The following is an 18,976-nucleotide window of genomic DNA, read 5'->3' as shown; positions in this document are numbered from 1 at the left end:
GAGTGTTCGAGAGTCAGACGTCGTGCTGCATGGTGGCCCACAGGCCCGCCGCGTGCAGCTTCTGCACGTCGATCTCCATCTTGTCGCGGGGCCCGCTCGAGACGACCGCCTTGCCTTCCGAGTGCACCTGCATCATCAGCTCCGTCGCCTTGTCCTTGCTGTAGCCGAACAGCTTCTGGAAGACGTAGGTGACGTAGTGCATCAGGTTGACCGGGTCGTCCCAGACGATGGTGACCCAGGGTGTGTCCGTCGCGGTGTCCTCGGACACCTCCACAGCCTCGTCGGGCGTGGCCTGCGGAAGTGTCGCGGTGAGATCCGAAGCCATGCCGCCCAGGATACGGCGTACATCGGTCGCCCCGTGACACGGTGACCGCTCTAGGGTGCAGTGGTGACCTCCACTGCGCTGTTCACCGATCAGTACGAGCTGACCATGCTGTCGGCCGCCCTCCGCGACGGTTCGGCGCATCGCGCCTGCACCTTCGAGGTGTTCGCCCGGCGGCTTCCCGACGGGCGGCGGTACGGCGTCGTCGCGGGCACGGGCCGCTTCCTCGACGCTCTTCGCGACTTCCGCTTCGGCGAGGACGAACTCGCGTCGTTGTCGTTCCTCGAGGCGGACACCCTCGACTGGCTCCGGAGCTACCGGTTCGGCGGCGACATCGACGGTTACCGCGAGGGCGAACTGTTCTTCCCCGGCTCCCCCGTCCTGTCCGTGCGCGGCACCTTCGCCGAGTGCGTGATCCTCGAGACGCTCGCACTGTCGATCTACAACCACGACAGCGCCATCGCCGCCGCGGCCACCCGCATGGTCTCCGCGTCCGACGGCCGGCCGCTCATCGAGATGGGCTCTCGACGCGCCCACGAGGAAGCGGCGGTGGCCTCGTCGCGCGTCGCGTACATCTGCGGTTTCGCGGCCACGTCCAACCTCGAAGCGGTCCGCCGCCACGGCATTCCGGGCGCCGGAACCAGTGCGCACGCCTTCACGCTGCTGCACACGGGCGTCGACGGGCCGGACGAGGCCGCGGCGTTCCGCTCGCAGATCGCCGCCCTCGGTGTGGGCACCACGCTGTTGGTGGACACCTACGACATCACCGCCGGCGTCGCGACGGCCATCGAGGTGGCCGGGCCCGAGCTCGGCGGCGTGCGCATCGACTCGGGCGATCTCGGTGTCCTGGCGCGGCAGGTCCGTCGGCAGCTCGACGACCTCGGCGCCACGCGCACCCGCATCGTCGTCTCGGGCGATCTGGACGAGTACGCCATCGCCTCGCTGCGGGCCGAGCCCGTGGACACCTACGGCGTCGGCACGTCCGTCGTCACGGGATCGGGCGCACCGACCGCCGGCATGGTCTACAAACTGGTCGAGGTCGACGGCATCCCCGTGGCCAAGCGCAGTTCGCACAAGGAGTCGCGCGGTGGACGCAAGCGCGCCGTCCGCCTGGCCCGCAGCACGGGCACCGTCGTCGAGGAGCTGGTGACGAAGGCCGGCGCGCCGTTGCGCGCGACCGATCCGTACACGGTGCGGGAGCTGTCCGTACCCATGGTGCGCGGCGGCGAGATCGTGCACACCGCCACGGTCGAGGACGCACGCACGCTGGTCGCGGAGGGCCTGCGATCACTGCCCTGGGAGGGACTCGGTCTGTCCCAGGGAGATCCGGCCGTGCCGACGGTATTCTCCTGACCGTGGCCACCGCACTCGTCGTCGTCGACGTCCAGAACGATTTCTGTGAGGGCGGCTCGCTGGCCGTCGAAGGCGGGGCGCGAGTCGCCGCCGCCGTCAGCACGCTCGTCGCCGGCGCGAGCTACGACGCCGTCGTCGCGACACGTGATCACCACGTCGACCCCGGCGCCCACTTCTCCGAGACCCCGGACTACGTCGACAGCTGGCCGCGGCACTGCGTCGTCGGCACACCCGGCTGCGACTTCCACCCCGATCTCGACCTCACCCCGATCGAGGCAGTCTTCTCGAAGGGCGAGTACGACGCGGCCTACTCCGGTTTCGAGGGTGCCGACGAGTCCGGCACAGGCCTCGCGGAGTGGCTCCGCGCTCGGAACATCGACGCCGTCCACGTCGTCGGCCTGGCCACCGATCACTGCGTCCGCGCCACGGCCCGCGACGCCGCGCGCGCCGGCTTCGAGACGACGGTGCTGCTGGACTACTGCGCCGCGGTGAGCCCCACGACGGTGCCGGCAGTTCTCGCCGAACTCGCCGACGAGGGTGTACACGCCGACCGCTGACCGAGAGCCCGACGCGTCGGCACCCCGGCGTAACCTCGCACGGTGCCGCCGAAGTCGAAGTCCGAGTTACCCACCGTTCCGAGTCTGCTCAGCACCGCGGTGACGGCGCTCGGCGGCACCGAGCGCACGGCCCAGCTCACCATGGCCTCGGCCGTCGCGCACAGCATCGACACCGGCGAGCACCTCGCGGTGCAGGCGGGCACCGGCACCGGCAAGTCGCTCGCCTACCTGGTTCCGTCGCTGCGGCACGCCGTGACGTCGGGAAAGACCGTCGTCGTGTCCACGGCGACCATCGCGCTGCAGCGTCAGCTGGTCGACCGCGACCTGCCGCGTCTGTCGAAGGCTCTCACCACGGCCCTCGCGCACGAACCGACATTCGCGATCCTCAAGGGCCGCGGCAACTACCTGTGCCTCAACAAACTGCACGGCGCACCGTCCGACGCCCCGGAGGAGGAGCTGTTCGACGCCTTCGCCGTGTCGCGGCTCGGCCGTGAGGTCAAGCGCATCACCGAGTGGTCCTCGGACACCGAGACCGGTGACCGCGACGAGCTGAACCCGGGCGTGTCCGATCAGGCCTGGCGGCAGATGAGCGTGACCTCCCGCGAGTGTCTGGGGAAGTCGCGCTGCCCCTACGGCGAGGACTGCTTCGCCGAGCTCGCTCGGGTGGACGCGGCGCGCGCCGACGTCGTCGTCACCAATCACGCGATGCTCGCCATAGACGCCATCACCGGCATCTCGGTGCTGCCCGAACACGACGTCGTCGTGGTGGACGAGGCGCACGAGCTCGTGGACCGGGTGACGTCCGCGGCGACGGCGGAGATGTCCGCGACCGCGGTCGGCGCCGCCATGCGTCGCTGCGGGAAGCTCGTGGAGGACGAGATTCTCGACCGACTGGCCGGCGCCGCAGAGGGTTTCGCCGCGTTGCTCGACGAACTCGAGGGCGGACGCTGGGAGGAGTTGCCCCCCGGCGCGTCCCAGACGATCGCGAGCATCCGCGACGCCGCGTGGGCCGTGCGCACGGCCATCGGGCCGGCCAAGCAGGGCGGCGCCGCCGCGGACCCCGACGCGGCGGCCGCGCGGACCGCGGCTCTCGCCGCCATCGACGACGTGCACGACACCGCGGTGCGCATTCTCGAGACGTACGAGGAGAGCGATCCCGCGAAGCGGCGGGACGTGGTGTGGTTGGCCGTCGACGAGTTCCGCGGCGTCGTGAAGCGGGTGGTTCGGGTGGCACCGCTGTCCGTCGGCGGACTGCTCCGGACCCGGCTGTTCGCGGAGTCGACCGTGGTCCTCACCTCCGCGACGCTCACCGTGGGCGGCTCGTTCGACGGTCTCGCCGTCAACTGGGGTCTGCCGGCCGCCAACCCCACCCGCGTCGACGCGGCCCTCGCGACCGGCACCGAGGCACCGTCCGACGCGGACACGTTCCGGTGGAACTCGCTCGACGTGGGATCGCCGTTCGACCACGGCAGGGCCGGCATCCTCTACATCGCCAAGCACCTCACCGCACCGGGGCGCGACGGTACGTCGCCGAGTCAGCTCGACGAGATAGCGGGGCTCGTGCGCGCCGCGGGTGGCCGCACTCTGGGCCTGTTCTCGTCGATGCGGGCGGCGAAGGCCGCGGCGGCCGAGATGCGCGAACGGCTGGACACCCCCGTGCTGTGCCAGGGCGACGACGCCACCGGCGCCCTGGTCGAGCGCTTCGCGCAGGACGAGGCCACGTCACTGTTCGGCACGCTCTCCCTGTGGCAGGGCGTCGACGTCCCCGGTCGGTCACTGACCCTCGTGATCGTCGACCGCATCCCGTTCCCGCGACCCGACGATCCGCTGCTGGTGGCGCGGCAGCGCGCCGTCGAGTCGCGCGGAGGCAACGGGTTCCTCGCCGTCGCCGCGAACCACGCGGCGCTACTGCTGGCCCAGGGTGTCGGCCGACTGCTCCGCAGCGTCGACGACAAGGGCGTCGTCGCCGTGCTCGACTCCCGACTGGCCACGGCGCGATACGGCGGCTACCTCCGGGCGTCGCTCCCACCGTTCTGGGAGACGACGGACCCGGAGATCGTGCGCAAGGCGCTGACGCGCCTCACCGCCACCCAGGCCTGAACCTGGACCCGCAGGGACCTACATCGGGGACGGACCCGCCACCCGACCGAGCTCGGCGTCTCCCGCGAGCAGCGGATGGTGCGGCAGGACCCGCACCGTGTATCCGACCGACCCGGAGAGCGGCAGCGTCGTGTCGGCGAGGAACCGCTCGCCGCCCGCGGCCGATCCCTGGTGCAGCATCGGGACCGTCACGACGTCGCCGAGCTGCTCGTCCTGATCGACGTGGCCGAACACGGCCTGCACGGACACGTCCGACGGGCCGAGTCCGCCGAGCCCCACCGTCGCGGACAGGGTGAGTGTCGAACCCAGCACCGGGGTGTCCGGCAGACCGTCCGCCTCGACGTCGGTCACCGTGACCGCGGGCCACGCCGCATCGACGCGGCGCCGATAGTCGGCCATGGCCTTCGCACCGGCGTAGTCGTCGGAGATCGCCGCCGCACCCGCCCGGGTGGCGGGACCGTAGTACTGCTGCGTGTAGTCGCGAACCATCCTGGAAGCCAACACCTTCGGGCCCGTGACCGTGAGGGTGTGCCGCACCATCTCGACCCAGCGCGCCGGCAACCCGTCGTCGCCCCGGTCGTAGAACTTGGGGAGCACCGACTTCTCGAGCAACTCGTACAGCGCCGCGGCCTCGAGATCGTCGCGGCGGTTCTCGTCGACGACGCCGTCGGCGGTGGGGATGGCCCAGCCGTTCTCCCCGTCGTACATCTCGTCCCACCATCCGTCCCGGATGGAAAGGTTCAGTCCACCGTTGAGAGCGGACTTCATGCCCGAGGTGCCGCACGCCTCGAGCGGCCGCAACGGGTTGTTGAGCCAGACGTCGCATCCCCAGTAGAGGTAGCGGGCCATCGACATGTCGTAGTCGGGCAGGAAGACGATGCGGTGCCGAACGTCGTGCTGATCGGCGAATCGCACGATCTGCTGGATCAGGGCCTTGCCACCGTCGTCCGCGGGGTGCGACTTGCCGGCCACCACCAGCTGTACCGGGCGGACCGGATCGAGCAGCATGGCGCGCAGGCGCTCCGGTTGCCGCAGCATCAACGTCAGTCGCTTGTAGGTGGGGACACGGCGCGCGAATCCGATCGTGAGCACCGACGGGTCGAACACGTCGTCCGTCCACGCGAGTTCGGCGTCGGTGGACCCGCGCTCGAGGGCCGAGTGGCGCACGCGGCGGCGCACTTCCGCGACCAGATCGGACCGCAGCGCCGAACGCGTCTCCCACAGGTCCGATGCGGAGACCTCGGCCAGCTGCTCCCAGCCCTGCGCCTCCTCCATCGTGCGGGTTCCCACCGTGCGCGCCGCGAGGTCGAGCCACCGCTGCGACGCCCACGTCGGTGCGTGCACGCCGTTGGTGACCGAGCCGATGGGGACGTCGGACGCGTCGAATCCGGGCCAGAGTTCGTCGAACATGCCGCGACTGACGATGCCGTGGAGCTTGGAAACTCCGTTCGCGCGCTGCGCCGACCGCAGCCCCATGTGGGCCATGTTGAACACCGCGGGGTCGCTCTCGCGGCCGAGTTCGAGGATGCGTTCCATCTCGATGCCGGGCAGCAGCGACGACTCCGCCGTGCCGTCGCCGAAGTAGAGGCGCACCAGATCCGCGGGGAAGCGGTCGATACCGGCGGGCACGGGAGTGTGCGTCGTGAAGACGGTGGACGCTCGCACCGCGGCGAGCGCGGAATCGAAGTCCAGCCCGCCCGCGTGCAGTTCACGGATGCGCTCGAGACCGAGGAAGCCGGCGTGGCCCTCGTTCATGTGGAAGACGCTGGGCGCGGGAAGCGAGTGGTACTCGGTGTAGGCGCGCACGGCTCGGACGCCGCCGACCCCGGCCAGGATCTCCTGCTTCACCCGGTGGTCCTGATCGCCGCCGTAGAGGCGATCGGTCACGCCGCGCAGCTCGGGATCGTTGTCGGCGATGTCGGAGTCCAGCAGCAGCAGCGGGATGCGTCCGACCTGGGCGATCCAGATACGCGCGCGCAGCACGCGGTCGCCCGGCATCGCGACGTGGACGAGCACCGGGGAATCGGACTCGTCGGTGAGCAGTCGCAGCGGCAGACCCTGCGGGTCGAGGGACGGATACCGCTCGGCCTGCCAGCCGTCGGCCGTCAGCGACTGGCGGAAGTACCCGGAGCGGTACAGCAGGCCCACGCCGATGAGGGGCAACCCCAGATCGGACGCGGCCTTGAGGTGATCGCCGGCGAGGATGCCGAGACCACCGGAGTAGTTGGGCAGCACCTCGGAGACGCCGAACTCCATCGAGAAGTACGCGATGCCCACCGGCAGATCCGCACCGGAGTCGACCTGCTGCTGGAACCATCGGGGTTGCGCCAGGTAGAGGTGCAGGTCGGCGACGAGATCATCCACCCGCTGCACGAACGCGTCGTCGTTCGCCAGGTCCTCGAGGCGGGACGAGCGCACCTCGCCGAGGATGCGCACCGGATCGCGGTCACCACTGACCCACAGGTCCGGATCGATGCTCTCGAACAGCTCCAGGGTCGGCGGATGCCACGACCATCGCAGGTTGACGGACAGTTCGGCGAGTCCGGAGAGTCGGGCCGGGAGCTGCGCGCGGACGGTGAATCTGCGGAGTGCTTTCACGATTCCGAAGACTACTGCGGGCGACCGCCGCGCACCGTGGTTCCGCGTTTGCCGAGGAGCCGTTCGGGTACTTCTCCCGGTGGCGTCCGAGACTGCCGCGTGCCTCGTCCGCAGGTCGCGTCGGTGCTCTCGGTCGGTTTCGAGAAAGACCGGGGCATCTCGTCTACGGTTGACTTCGAGCTCAGCCCGACAACCCGACATCGACAGAACTGCGACAACCAGCAGAAAAGGGGCTTCGGTGACAGGCCGTATCGGCATCGACGACGTACTACCCAACACATCGTCCGGTAAGTATCCCGCCAAGGCCGTTGTGGGAGAGACATTCCCGATCAAGGCCGCGGTGTGGCGCGAGGGGCACGACGCCGTCAACGCGACGTTGGCGGTTCGCGGGCCCGGCCAGGGCAAGTCGGTCCACATCCCGATGGTCCCCGGCGAGCAGCCGGACATCTTCCACGGTGTGTTCACTCCCGACGCCGAAGGCTTCTGGATCGCCCGTATCGAGGGCTGGGGTGATCCGATCGCCACCTGGATGCATGCGGTCGAGGCGAAACTCGGCGTGGGCCAGGGGCCGGCCGAACTGGCCAACGATCTCGAGACCGGCGCACGCCTGTTCGAACGCGCCGCGAAGAACGTCGGTCGCTCGGAGAAGCCACTGCTCGAGAACGTCGTGACGGCGCTGCGGAGCGACGCACCGCTGCCGTCACGCGTCGCACCGGCGTTCACGCCCGAGGTGCGCGAGATCCTGCACGAGACGCCGCTGCGCGAGCTGGTGACGCGCGGCGAGGCGATCAACGTCTGGGTCGACCGCCGCGAGGCACTCGTCGGCTCGTGGTATGAGCTCTTCCCCCGCTCCACGGGCGGCTGGAACGAGGACGGCACTCCTCGCCACGGCACGTTCGAGACCACCATCGGCGCGCTCCCCCGCGTGGCGGCCATGGGCTTCGACGTCGTCTACTTCCCGCCGATCCATCCGATCGGCAAGGTGAATCGCAAGGGCCGCAACAACACTCTGACTCCTGGACCCACCGACGTGGGCTCCCCGTGGGCCATCGGCTCGTCCGAGGGCGGCCACGACGCCGTGCATCCCGAGCTGGGGACGGTCAAGGAGTTCCGCGCACTCGTCACGGCCGCGCGCAAGCTCGGCCTCGAGATCGCCCTGGACCTCGCCCTGCAGTGCGCCCCGGACCACCCCTGGGCCGCCGCACACCCCGACTGGTTCACCGTGCTCCCCGACGGCACCATCGCCTACGCGGAGAACCCGCCCAAGAAGTACCAGGACATCTACCCGGTCAACTTCGACAACGATCGCAAGGGCATCTACGCGGAGGTGCTGCGCGTCGTCAAGTTCTGGATCAGCCAGGGAGTCAAGATCTTCCGGGTCGACAACCCGCACACCAAGCCACCGGACTTCTGGGAGTGGCTCATCGCCGAGGTCAAGAAGACGCACCCCGACGTGCTCTTCCTCGCCGAGGCGTTCACGCGTCCCGCGCGGCTCTACGGTCTCGCGCGACGCGGTTTCACGCAGTCTTACACGTACTTCACGTGGCGCACGGCCAAGTGGGAGCTCACGGAGTTCGGACAGGAGATCGCCGCCAAGGCCGATCTGGGTCGACCCAACCTGTTCGTCAACACGCCGGACATCCTCCACGAGAGCCTGCAGAAGGGCGGCCCCGGCATGTTCGCGCTGCGTGCCGCTCTCGCCGCCACCCTGTCCCCCACGTGGGGTGTGTACTCGGGATACGAACTCTACGAACACGTTCCGGTGCGCGAGGGCAGCGAGGAGTACCTCGACACGGAGAAATTCGAGTTGCGCCCCCGCGACTTCGAGGGCGCACGGGCTCGCGGCGAATCGCTCGAGCCGTGGTTGACCATGCTCAACGCCGTCCGCAAGGCGCACCCGGCGTTGCAGCAGTTGCGCAACATCCACTTCCACCACGTCGACAACGACGCGATCATCGCCTACTCGAAGTTCGACGCGGTGACCGGTGACGCGGTGCTGGTCGTGATCAACCTGAACCCGTTCGGCGCCGAGGAAGGCACCGTCTGGCTCGACATGCCGCAGATCGGCCGCGACTGGCAGGAGCACCTGACGGTCACCGACGAGGTGAGCGGTCAGCAGTTCCAGTGGGGCCAGGCCAACTACGTCAAGCTCGAGCCGTGGCGGTCGGTCGCCCACATCCTGGCGCTGCCGCCCGTCCCGTTCCCCGCCCGCACCGAACTCGCCTTCCGGAAGGAGATCTCATGACGGAACGCACCACCCCCGGCGCGAGCACGGACACCCTCGCCGCTCCCGGTGATCACGACCTCTCGCTGCTCGCCCGCGGGCAGCACCACGACCCCCACTCCGTTCTCGGCGCGCACCCCATGCCGGGCGGCACCGCCATCCGGGCATTGCGTCCCAGCGCTCTCAGCGTCACCGCGGTCATCGGCGGGAAGGACCACGAGCTCACGCACGTCGCGCACGGCGTGTTCTCGGCCCTGGTGCCGGTGGAGGACCTCGCGGACTACCGGCTCCGCGTCGAGTACCCGGGCGGTCACCAGGTGACCGTCGCCGACGGCTACCGCTTCCTGCCGACCCTCGGCGAGCTCGATCTCCATCTCTTCGGAGAGGGGCGCCACGAACGACTCTGGGACATCCTCGGAGCGCATCTGCAGAGCTACACCACGCCCGACGGACCTGTGAACGGCACCTCGTTCGCGGTGTGGGCGCCGGGCGCCGTCGGCGTCACCGTCGTCGGCGAGTTCGACGGCTGGGGCGGACAGACCTGGCCGATGCGCGTGCTCGGCACCACCGGTGTGTGGGAGCTGTTCGTCCCCGACATCGGCGCCGGCACGCTGTACAAGTTCCGGGTGCACGGCAAGGACGGCTCGGTGAAGGACAAGGCCGACCCGATGGCCTTCGCCACCGAGGTCCCGCCGTCGACGGCGTCGGTCGTGAACCAGTCGTCGTACGAGTGGTCGGACGGTGACTGGATCACCGCCCGCGCCGAGCTGGAACCGCACCGGGCGCCGATGAGCGTGTACGAGGTGCATCTCGCCTCCTGGCGCCCCGGACTGAACTATCGCGAACTGGCGGAACAGCTCTCGGCTCACGTACGCGAGACCGGCTTCACCCACGTCGAGCTGCTGCCCGTCGCCGAACACCCCTTCGGTGGATCGTGGGGATACCAGGTCACCTCGTACTACGCACCGACGTCGCGCTTCGGCACCCCCGACGACTTCCGCGCCTTCGTCGACCTCCTGCACCGTGACGGCATCGGTGTCATCGTCGACTGGGTCCCGGCGCACTTCCCCAAGGACGACTGGGCCCTCGCGCGGTTCGACGGCTCCCCGCTCTACGAGCACGGCGACCCGCAGCGAGGCGAGCAGTTGGACTGGGGCACCTACGTCTTCGACTTCGGTCGTACCGAGGTGCGCAACTTCCTCGTCGCCAACGCGCTGTACTGGATCGAGGAGTTCCACATCGACGGGCTCCGCGTCGACGCGGTCGCGTCGATGCTCTACCTGGACTACTCGCGCCCCGAGGGTGGGTGGAGCCCCAACATCTACGGCGGTCGCGAGAATCTCGAGGCCGTGGCGTTCCTGCAGGAGATGAACGCGACCGTGCACAAGTTGCACCGCGGCGTCGTCACCGTGGCCGAGGAGTCGACCTCGTGGCCCGGCGTCACGCGTCCCACCAGCGTGGGCGGCCTCGGCTTCTCCATGAAGTGGAACATGGGCTGGATGCACGACACGCTCGGGTACATCGGGCGCGATCCGATCCACCGCGCGTACCACCACCACGAGGTCACGTTCTCCCTGGTCTACGCCTGGAGCGAGAACTTCGTGCTGCCCATCAGCCACGACGAGGTCGTGCACGGGAAGGGCACGCTCTGGTCCCGCATGCCGGGTGACGACTGGGCGAAGGCCGCGGGTCTGCGCGGCATGCTCGCCTACATGTGGGCGCATCCCGGCAAGCAACTGCTGTTCATGGGCCAGGAGTTCGGCCAGACCGCCGAGTGGTCCGACGAGCGCGGTCTCGACTGGTGGGAGATCGGCGAGGAGGGAAGCGGCTCGCTGCACCGCGGTGTGCAGCAACTGGTCGGCGACCTCAACCGCACGTACGTCGCAGGCCCGGAGTTCTGGACACAGGACGGCTCGCCCAGTGGCTTCTCGTGGATCGACGCCAACGACACCGCGAACAACGTGCTGAGCTTCCTGCGCTTCGGCGACGACGGCTCCGTCACGGCCTGCCTGTTCAACTTCTCCGGTTCCCCGCACGGCGACTATCGTGTTGGATTACCCGAGCCGGGCCGATGGGTCGAGATCCTCAACACCGACGCGGAGGTCTACGGCGGTTCGGGAGTGGGCAACCTCGGTGAGGTCACCGCGACCGAGCACTCGTGGCACGGTCGTCCGGCATCCGCTCGGGTCGCCCTTCCGCCCTACGGAGCGATCTGGCTCAGACTGGAGAGATGATGCGCGGGGCTCGCGTCCGGTTCGGCTGGTCCGCGAGCCTCCTCGCACTCGCCGTCACCACTGCGCTCACCTCGTGTGGCGCGGTGGTGACGGGCTCCCCCGTCTCCATCTACGACGACCCCTTCACCGTCGCCGGTCTCCCCGTCACGGACGGCCCGTCCGGCCCGAGACCCGGTGTCTCCCATGCCCAGCTCGACGTCGACGGCGCCGCCGGAACCGACGTCGACCTGCTGGCGACGGACGCCGTGGACGACATCCAGAAGTTCTGGCGCACCACGTACTCGACGCTGTTCCGCGGGTCCTTCCAGCCCGTCCGGTCCCTGGTGTCCTGGGACGCCACCGCCGCCGCCGGCGAGGGTCCGCTCTTCTGCAGCGAACCGACGGACGGACTCGCCAACGCCGGCTACTGCTCGCTCGACGACAGCATCGGCTGGGACCGCGGGCTGCTCATGCCGGCCATGATCGACGCGTTCGGACCCATGTCAGTGGTCATGGTGCTCGCCCACGAGTACGGCCACGCCGTGCAGACGCAGTCCGGCCTCGTCGGGGACGACGACCCGACCATCGTCGCCGAGCAACAGGCAGACTGCTTCGCGGGCGCCTTCATGCGCCATGTCGCCGAGGGCGACTCGACCCACTTCACGCTCGACACCTCGGACGGGTTGAACGACGTCCTCGCGGCCACCGTGGCCGTCCGCGACGTCGACCCCGGTGATCCCGACTCGGTGCACGGCTCCGCGTTCGAACGGGTCACCGCCGCCCAGATCGGCTTCACCGACGGCGCCGGGGCCTGCACGCGCATCGACGAGAAGGAGGTCGAGTCGCGGCGCTCGACCCTTCCCCAACAGTTCGACAGCCCTCTCGACACCGGCGAGCTCCCCGTCACGCAGGACTCGCTCGAGCAGTTCGCCGCGACGTTCGAACAGGTGATGCCCACCACGGATCCCCCGACGGTCGACTACTCCGGCGCCGACACCGGGTGCGCGGACGCGCTCACCACCGAACCGGTCTCCTACTGCCCCTCCACCAACACGATCGGTATCTCAGTCGACGCGCTGGCCGATCGCGGACGTCCCACCGAGGTGAGCGAGGACGACATCGTGCCGCTCGACGTCACCGGTGACTACGGCGCCTATGTCCTCTTCGTCTCCCGGTACGTGCTGGCCGTGCAGAACGAGGCCGGCCAGGGCCTGACGGACGCCCGAGCCGCGCTCCGGTCGGCGTGCCTGTCGGGAGTGGTCACCGCAGCACTGAGTCCCTCCGACACGGACGCGGCGCAGAGGTCGACGGTGACACTGTCACCGGGCGACCTCGACGAGGCGGTGTCGGGTCTGTTGTCGGACGGGCTCGCCGCGAGTGACGTGGACGGTCGCACGGTCCCCAGCGGCTTCGCGCGCGTCGACGCGTTCCGCTGGGGCGTGCTGGGTGGCCGGGAGGCGTGCGACGGCCGCTACTCCTAGTAGAGGGCGGACGCCAGCTTGCGTCGAGCGGTGACCACCAGCGGATCCGCCGGGTCGAAGAGCTCGAACAACTCCAGCAACCGGGCGCGAGCACGGGCGCGATCGTCCTCACGCGTGCGCCGGACCAGCTCCACGACACGAGCGAACGAGTCCTCGGTCCGCTGCTGATACAGCAACGCGTCGGCCGCCTGGAGACCGAGATCGACGTCGTCCGGCGCCGCGTCGGCCTGCTCGACGATGTCGTCCGGCATCCCCTGGACGCGTGCCAGGAATCGGACCTGACGCAGGCCGTTCAATGCCTGCTTGTTGGCCGGCTCGGCGTCGACGATCTCCTGGAAGGCCGCCTCTGCACCCGCGAGGTCACCCTCGGCGAGCGCGGCCTCGGCTGCGTCGAAGCGCGGGTCCTCGGGCTCGGGGGCCGGTTCGTCGGCGTTCGGGACACCGGTCAGCTTCCCCTCGACGGCGCGGGCGATGGCCGCCAACCACTCACGCAGGCTCTCCTCGGGCTGCAGGCCCTGCAGATCCGCGAGGGGCTGGCCTGCTGCGACCGCGACCAGCGTGGGAACGGCCTGCACGCCGAAGGCCTGCGCGATGCGCGGATTGACGTCGACGTCGACGTTGGCGAGCACCCAGGCGCCGTCACCCTCGACTGCGAGGGCCTCGAGGGACTGCGTCAGCTGCAGCGACTGCGGGGAGCGCGGCGACAGCAGATTGACGATCACGGGGACCTGGCTCGAGCGCACCAACACCTCGGCCTCGAAGTCCACCTCCGTCACCGTGACGGAGACCGCGAGACCGTTGGCGGCGGTGGGAGACGGCGGCGCGGACGCGGCCTGCGCCTTGGCCTTGAGCGCCGAGAGGTCGACCGCGCCGGACATGGCGGCGGCTGCCGCGGCCGACGGACGTACTGGTGGGCGAGATCCGGGTCGAGTCACGAGGTTATTTTGTCACTCCGCCGCGGCCCGCGGCGATGCGGCTCCGGCCGATCGAACCAGACGTCCGGTCCTCGACGCCCACACCTCGAAGACGATGGTGCCGAAGGGCGGGATGCTCGCGAGGAGTGCGAGCGCCGTGACGCCCTTGCTCCACCGCAACGCGAGGGCGGTCAGCACGGTGATCACGAGGTACAGGACGAAGACCGCGCCGTGCAGCATGCCCGGGATCCGGACACCACTGTCGATGTTGGGGTCGGGGACGTACTTGACGGCCATGCCGATGAGCAGCGCGACCCAGGTGACGGCTTCCGCGACCGCCACGACGCGGAACCACCGCACGATCGGCGGCTGCGAGACCGTGGAGGACGCGGCAGGTGCGGTGCTGGAGAGCTGGTTGTCGGCCATGTGTCCATTCTGCCGCAGTCGGTGAACGGTCCTCGACCATCGGCGGCGTCGCCTTGGCCACACAGAGTTGGCGGTCGTCCAGAGATGTCGACGATCGATTGTGACCCAGACCACGCCCGAACTGCCGGGAAAAAGGTCTAACGTCAAAGTATGACGACCACCGACGAGCACACGACGGCGACCGCAGACGCGGTGACGGCAGGCCTCGTGACGGCCATCGACCACGTGGGGATCGCAGTGGCCGACCTCGACGTCGCCCTCGAGTTCTACCGGGACCACTTCGGGATGACGGTGACCCACCGCGAGGTCAACGAGAGCCAGGGTGTCGTCGAGGCGATGATCTCCGTTCCCGGTGCCGCCGACGGCGCCGCGCAGATCCAGCTCCTCGCTCCCCTCGACGAGACGTCGACCATCGCCAAGTTCCTCGACCGGAACGGTCCCGGCCTGCAGCAGCTCGCCTTCCGCGTCCGCGACGTCGAGGAGACCGCGGCGTTCCTCCGCGAGCGTGGTGCCCGGTTGCTGTACGACGCTCCCCGCCGCGGTACCGCCGATTCCCGGATCAATTTCGTGCACCCCAAGGACGCCGGCGGCGTCCTCGTCGAGCTGGTCGAGCCCGCCGCGAGCTGACCCTTCCCCGGAACCCGTCGTGATCAGCACCCGACGGCCGAAACGGGGCGCGTGACGGTAGGTTGTCCGCATGGCACCAGAGAACGTCAGCGGTAGCAGCTCCCTGCCCTTCAGCGTGGTCCGCAAGGGGTACGACAAGGACGAGGTTCAGCGGTACTTCGAGCGGTTCGATGCCGAGCTCCGCGTCATCGCGACCGATCGCGACGCGGCGGCCGCGCAGGCCCGCGATCTCGCGGTCCAGCTCGAGGACGCCCGCGACGAGATCGACGATCTCCGTAAGGACATCGATCGGCTCTCGGTCCCCCCGACCACCGCCGAGGGCATGAGCGATCGCATCTCTCGCATGCTGCGACTCGCCTCGGACGAGGCGTCCGAGGTGCGCGCCAAGGCCGAGGCCGACGCTGCCGAACTCGTGTCCGTGGCCGAGCAGGACGCCACCCGCATGCGCGGCGAGTACGAGGGCCTGGTCGCCGAGCTCAAGGACCGACGGTCCGCACTCGAGACCGAGCACGAGCAGACCATGGCCGAGGCACGCACAGCCGCCGCCCGCATCGTCGAGGAGGCGCAGGCCGAGCGTGATCGCCTCGCCGCCGAGGCCGAGAAGAAGCGCGCCGCGGTGCAGGAGGACTTCGAGATCACGATGGCCGATCGCCGCACCAAGGTGATGAACGCCGTCGACGAGCTCGAAGCGGACTCCAAGGCCGAGGCGGATCGTCGGCTCGCCGATGCCACCGCCGAGGCCAAGCGTCGGCTCCAGGCCGCCACCGAGCAGTCGGAGCGCCGGATCGCTCACGCCAAGGAGCTCGCCGAGGAACTGCGAGTCCTGCGTGGCCGGGTGCTCGCTCAGCTGCTCGGCATCCGCGGCCAACTCGATTCCGTGCCGGCCATGCTCGCCTCGGTCAACCGGGAGAGCGAACTGCTCGACGCACCGTTGGCGCCGGACGATCTCGAGATCGACGAGTCACTCCTCGACGAGGCACCGGCCGAGACGTCGACCGAGCGCTCCTCGAACGGCCAGTCGAGCTCGACCCAGTCCTGAGAGTCAGGACCACCTGCGGGTGAGCCCGCGCGTACCGCGGCCGGACCAGCATCCGGTGTGCCAGTGCCGCCTGTCGTCGGGTCCGCCGAGTTTCTCGGCGGGCCAGACGACCACGTGCGCCACACCGGGCATGATCTCGTGGTCGCAGCCGGGGCACCGGTAGGTCTTGGTCGCGCGAGCGCCGGGAATCGGGCGCACGACGTACTCCTCGTCGCCGTCGAAGGACGGGCCGCGCTCCACTCGCGCCGTGGCGTCACCGAACGTCGGCGCGGGTCGCCCCGGTCGGCCCGACCGGCCGGTTCGTTGGTTGTTGCGTCTCGGCACTCGACCGATGGTAGGCGACCGCGTCAGAAGAGCGTGAACGCGGACGATTCGATTCCGCGGAGCGAGTCGTAGTCCAGTGTGAGGCAACGAATCCCGCGATCCTCCGCGAGCGTCTTCGCCTGCGGCTTGATCTGCTGGGCCGCGAACACGCCCCGCACCGGAGCCAGCAGTGGATCACGGTTCAGGAGTTCGAGATAGCGTGTCAGCTGCTCGACACCGTCGATGTCTCCTCGACGCTTGATCTCCACCGCGACCGTCGCACCGTCCTCGGCGCGGCACAGAAGGTCCACGGGTCCGATCGCCGTCGGGTACTCCCGGCGTACCAGGGTGTACCCGTCACCGAGCGTGTGCACGTGCTCGGCGAGCAGTTCCTGAAGATGGGACTCGACGCCGTCCTTGGTCAGACCCGGATCGACACCCAGCTCGTGGCTGCTGTCGAGTTCGATGTCCTCGATCGTGATGCGCAGTTCCTCGCCGGCCTTGTTGGTCACGACCCACAGCTGTCGGTCCGCGGGCACGACGTCGCCGTCGGCAGGGAGAGCCTCTGCAGGGTTCTCGACCAGCCAGCACGGCGGCGTCATCCAGTTGAGCGGCTTGTACGCCCGATCGTCCGCGTGGACGCTCACCGATCCGTCGGACTTGACGAGCAGTAGACGCTTCGCCCACGGCAGATGGGCCGTCAACCGACCGACGTAGTCGACCTGACACCGAGCAATGACCAGACGCACCGGGCCACCCTATCGACCGTGTGGGCCGCCGTCAGGCAGGGGTCGCGAGCTGCGTCTCCTCCGACCGCCCCCGTAACGTCACGCTCTTGCCGAACGACCACTCGTCACTCGACTGATTGTGGGCGTGCTCCACCGTGCGTGCCGACGCCACCAGACGCCCGTCCGCAGACTTGGCGAGCTCGGACAACCGAGCCGCCTCGTTCACCGGATCACCGATGACCGTGTACTCGAATCGTTGCTTCGCACCGATGTTGCCCGCGACGGCTCGCCCGGACGCGATACCGATGGCTGCCTGGCAGTCCGGGACCTCGTTCTCGAGTCGCCGCATGATGGCGCGAGCCGCGCTGAGGGCCTCCCCGCAGTGATCGTCGAGATCGCCGGGAGCACCGAAGATGGCCAGCGCCGCATCGCCCTCGAACTTGTTGACGAAGCCGTGATGCTTGTCCACCTCGTCGACCACCACGTCGAAGAAGCGGTTCAACAGATCCACCACCTGCGCCGGGGGCTGGGAGGCAGCCAGCTCCGTGGATCCGATCAGGTCGATGAAGAAGACGGCGATGTCGCGCTCCTCGCCGCCGAGCTCGGGATTGCTCTTCAGCGCGGCCTCGGCGACCTCCATGCCGACATGGCGACCGAACAGGTCCCGGATCTTGTCCCGCTCGGCGAGGCCCTCGGCCATGCGGTTGAAGCCGCTCTGCAGTTCGCCGAGCTCGGTGCCGTCGTAGACGGACACCCGTGCGTCGAGGTTGCCGCGTTCGATCTCGACCATCGCCGAGCGCACGTTGTCGATGGGCGCCGTCGTCGCCAGACCGCCGAGCAGCGTCAGCGCGAAGCCGAACAGGAACGTGATGCCGCCGAGCGCGAGGATGGCGACCGCGAACTGGTCGGCGGTGGTGTCATCGCGGATGAACGAGGCGATGGCGATGACCATGAGTCCCGCCACTGGGACGCCGGTACCCAGGAGCCACGAGAGGATGGAGCGCCCCATCACCCCGGCGATACGGATACGGCGGAGATCGCCGGCCTCGAGAGCACGCGCCGCCGCCGGGCGCAGAGCGAACTCCGTCAGCAGGTAGCTGAACGCGCAGACGGTCGCACCACCGAACGCGATGGTGAACGCGACCTTGGGGATGGAGTTGGGATCGATGATGCCGTCGGCCGTCGTGACGATGACGAGCCCGCCGATCCAGAGACCGATCTGCAACCGGGTGAGCCGCCACGGCATCGCCAGCGTGCGCTTCTGTTCCTTGCGGGTGGGCACGCGGTCCTCGATGGCCCAGCGCAGTCCCTTGACGGTCCGCTTGGTTCCCCACCCCACTCCGATGAGGAACGCGACCACGAGGTAGCACGGGATGAGGATGAAGTTCACCCACCAGTACTCACGGGGCGTGACGACGTCCGGCCCCGGCACGACCACGCTGATGAGTGCACCCACGATCACGGCGCCGATCGCGTTGGCGCCCAGCAGGAAGACGGTGAGCAGAATCTGCACCCGGATACGCCGGCGACGCGGTGATTCCTCGGTGTGCCCGAGCAGCGGGGAGCCCAGAGGCGATATCGAGCGTCGTGGTTTCTGCGGCATGGTGGATACGAGACTATCCCGGCGCGAGTAGGACGGGACTCTGCTTGATCGGACTGTGTCCGGACACCGATACCCGCGAATGCAGAAAGCCCCCCGGCCGGTGGTCGGGGGGCTTTCTGGGAAGGGTTGTTCGGCGGTGTCCTACTCTCCCACACCCTGTCGGGTGCAGTACCATCGGCGCTGGAGGGCTTAGCTTCCGGGTTCGGAATGGGTCCGGGCGTTTCCCCTCCGCTATGGCCACCGAAACTCTGTGAAACAACAGAGCACGAGGCACACACTTTTCCTGTCACCGGTGCTGCTGGTGATGGATCGGTGGTGCGGGTTTCAGTTATCTGCTGACCAACTCGTGTGTTGTCTCAGATACTGCACAGTGGACGCGTAGCTTCTTTGTGGTAAGTCCTCGGCCTATTAGTACCAGTCACCTGCACCCATTGCTGGGCTTCCAGTTCTGGCCTATCAACCCGGTGGTCTGCCGGGGGCCTTACCCC

General features: G+C 69.0%; 15 protein-coding genes and 2 rRNA genes. 8 read left to right on the top strand and 9 right to left on the bottom strand.

From position 1 onward, the window contains the following. Positions 1-13: 13 nt before the first annotated feature. Positions 14-325 carry an ATP-dependent Clp protease adapter ClpS gene (clpS, locus tag BR07_RS0110930; RefSeq protein WP_027505488.1) on the bottom strand — a complete coding sequence of 104 codons (312 nt, stop codon included), beginning with the start codon at positions 323-325 and terminating at the stop codon, positions 14-16. Positions 326-385: 60 nt separating this feature from the next. On the opposite strand from clpS, the gene BR07_RS0110925 reads away from it, so the two are divergent. From BR07_RS0110925 to BR07_RS0110915, 3 genes are read left to right on the top strand one after another with little or no spacing between them, the layout of a single operon-like run. Further along, positions 386-1,675 carry a nicotinate phosphoribosyltransferase gene (locus BR07_RS0110925; RefSeq protein WP_027505487.1) on the top strand — a complete coding sequence of 430 codons (1,290 nt, stop codon included), beginning with the start codon at positions 386-388 and terminating at the stop codon, positions 1,673-1,675. A 2-nt stretch (positions 1,676-1,677) separates the two neighbouring features. Next, positions 1,678-2,232, top strand: coding sequence for an isochorismatase family protein (locus tag BR07_RS0110920; RefSeq protein ID WP_027505486.1), 555 nt, complete (start codon positions 1,678-1,680; stop codon positions 2,230-2,232). A 42-nt stretch (positions 2,233-2,274) separates the two neighbouring features. Beyond that, positions 2,275-4,332, top strand: coding sequence for an ATP-dependent DNA helicase (locus tag BR07_RS0110915; RefSeq protein ID WP_027505485.1), 2,058 nt, complete (start codon positions 2,275-2,277; stop codon positions 4,330-4,332). Between the two features lie 18 nt (positions 4,333-4,350). On the opposite strand, the gene glgP is transcribed toward BR07_RS0110915, so the two are convergent. Further along, entirely contained in the window at positions 4,351-6,930 is a 2,580-nt protein-coding gene (gene glgP, locus BR07_RS0110910; RefSeq protein WP_027505484.1) for an alpha-glucan family phosphorylase, read from the bottom strand. A gap of 238 nt (positions 6,931-7,168) precedes the next feature. On the opposite strand from glgP, the gene BR07_RS0110905 reads away from it, so the two are divergent. The 3 genes from BR07_RS0110905 to BR07_RS0110895 are packed head-to-tail and all read left to right on the top strand — an operon-like array spanning position 7,169 to position 12,848. Further along, the gene (locus tag BR07_RS0110905) at positions 7,169-9,175 is read left to right on the top strand and encodes a maltotransferase domain-containing protein (RefSeq protein ID WP_027505483.1); all 2,007 of its coding nucleotides are present in this window, start codon (positions 7,169-7,171) and stop codon (positions 9,173-9,175) included. Continuing rightward, positions 9,172-11,388, top strand: a complete 2,217-nt coding sequence (gene glgB / locus BR07_RS0110900) for a 1,4-alpha-glucan branching protein GlgB (protein ID WP_027505482.1) — start codon at positions 9,172-9,174, stop codon at positions 11,386-11,388. Before BR07_RS0110905 ends, glgB begins: the two co-directional genes overlap by 4 nt. Further along, a complete protein-coding gene (locus BR07_RS0110895; protein ID WP_081821231.1) occupies positions 11,385-12,848 on the top strand; it encodes a metallopeptidase in 1,464 nt (487 codons plus the stop codon). The genes glgB and BR07_RS0110895 overlap by 4 nt, the downstream gene beginning before the upstream one ends. Here BR07_RS0110895 and BR07_RS0110890 read toward each other — a convergent pair. Together BR07_RS0110890 and BR07_RS0110885 are read right to left on the bottom strand one after the other, a co-directional pair. Then, the gene (locus BR07_RS0110890; protein ID WP_027505480.1) at positions 12,845-13,726 is read right to left on the bottom strand and encodes a tetratricopeptide repeat protein; all 882 of its coding nucleotides are present in this window, start codon (positions 13,724-13,726) and stop codon (positions 12,845-12,847) included. The two genes, BR07_RS0110895 and BR07_RS0110890, sit on opposite strands and share 4 nt — an antisense overlap. A gap of 69 nt (positions 13,727-13,795) precedes the next feature. After that, positions 13,796-14,188: a DUF3817 domain-containing protein gene (locus tag BR07_RS0110885; protein ID WP_081821230.1), complete on the bottom strand. Its 393-nt coding sequence runs from the start codon at positions 14,186-14,188 to the stop codon at positions 13,796-13,798. Between the two features lie 150 nt (positions 14,189-14,338). Between BR07_RS0110885 and mce the strand changes: the two genes are divergently transcribed. After that, the gene (mce, locus tag BR07_RS0110880; protein WP_027505478.1) at positions 14,339-14,815 is read left to right on the top strand and encodes a methylmalonyl-CoA epimerase; all 477 of its coding nucleotides are present in this window, start codon (positions 14,339-14,341) and stop codon (positions 14,813-14,815) included. A gap of 70 nt (positions 14,816-14,885) precedes the next feature. Next, entirely contained in the window at positions 14,886-15,854 is a 969-nt protein-coding gene (locus BR07_RS0110875; RefSeq protein ID WP_027505477.1) for a hypothetical protein, read from the top strand. Positions 15,855-15,857: 3 nt separating this feature from the next. On the opposite strand, the gene BR07_RS0110870 is transcribed toward BR07_RS0110875, so the two are convergent. The 5 genes from BR07_RS0110870 to BR07_RS0110850 form a co-directional block, all read right to left on the bottom strand. Beyond that, complete coding sequence (locus BR07_RS0110870) at positions 15,858-16,178, bottom strand: hypothetical protein (RefSeq protein WP_027505476.1); 321 nt, start codon at positions 16,176-16,178, stop codon at positions 15,858-15,860. Positions 16,179-16,201: 23 nt separating this feature from the next. Beyond that, positions 16,202-16,906 carry an endonuclease NucS gene (nucS, locus tag BR07_RS0110865; RefSeq protein WP_027505475.1) on the bottom strand — a complete coding sequence of 235 codons (705 nt, stop codon included), beginning with the start codon at positions 16,904-16,906 and terminating at the stop codon, positions 16,202-16,204. A gap of 31 nt (positions 16,907-16,937) precedes the next feature. Further along, complete coding sequence (locus BR07_RS0110860) at positions 16,938-18,488, bottom strand: adenylate/guanylate cyclase domain-containing protein (protein ID WP_027505474.1); 1,551 nt, start codon at positions 18,486-18,488, stop codon at positions 16,938-16,940. Between the two features lie 128 nt (positions 18,489-18,616). Next, positions 18,617-18,733, bottom strand: a 5S ribosomal RNA gene (gene rrf / locus BR07_RS0110855). Between the two features lie 143 nt (positions 18,734-18,876). Beyond that, positions 18,877-18,976, bottom strand: a 23S ribosomal RNA gene (locus tag BR07_RS0110850); the annotation flags it as partial.

Source organism: Rhodococcus sp. UNC23MFCrub1.1 (assembly GCF_000686025.1).
Classification (GTDB): domain Bacteria; phylum Actinomycetota; class Actinomycetes; order Mycobacteriales; family Mycobacteriaceae; genus Rhodococcoides.
This window is presented reverse-complemented; position numbering and strand designations above follow the sequence as displayed.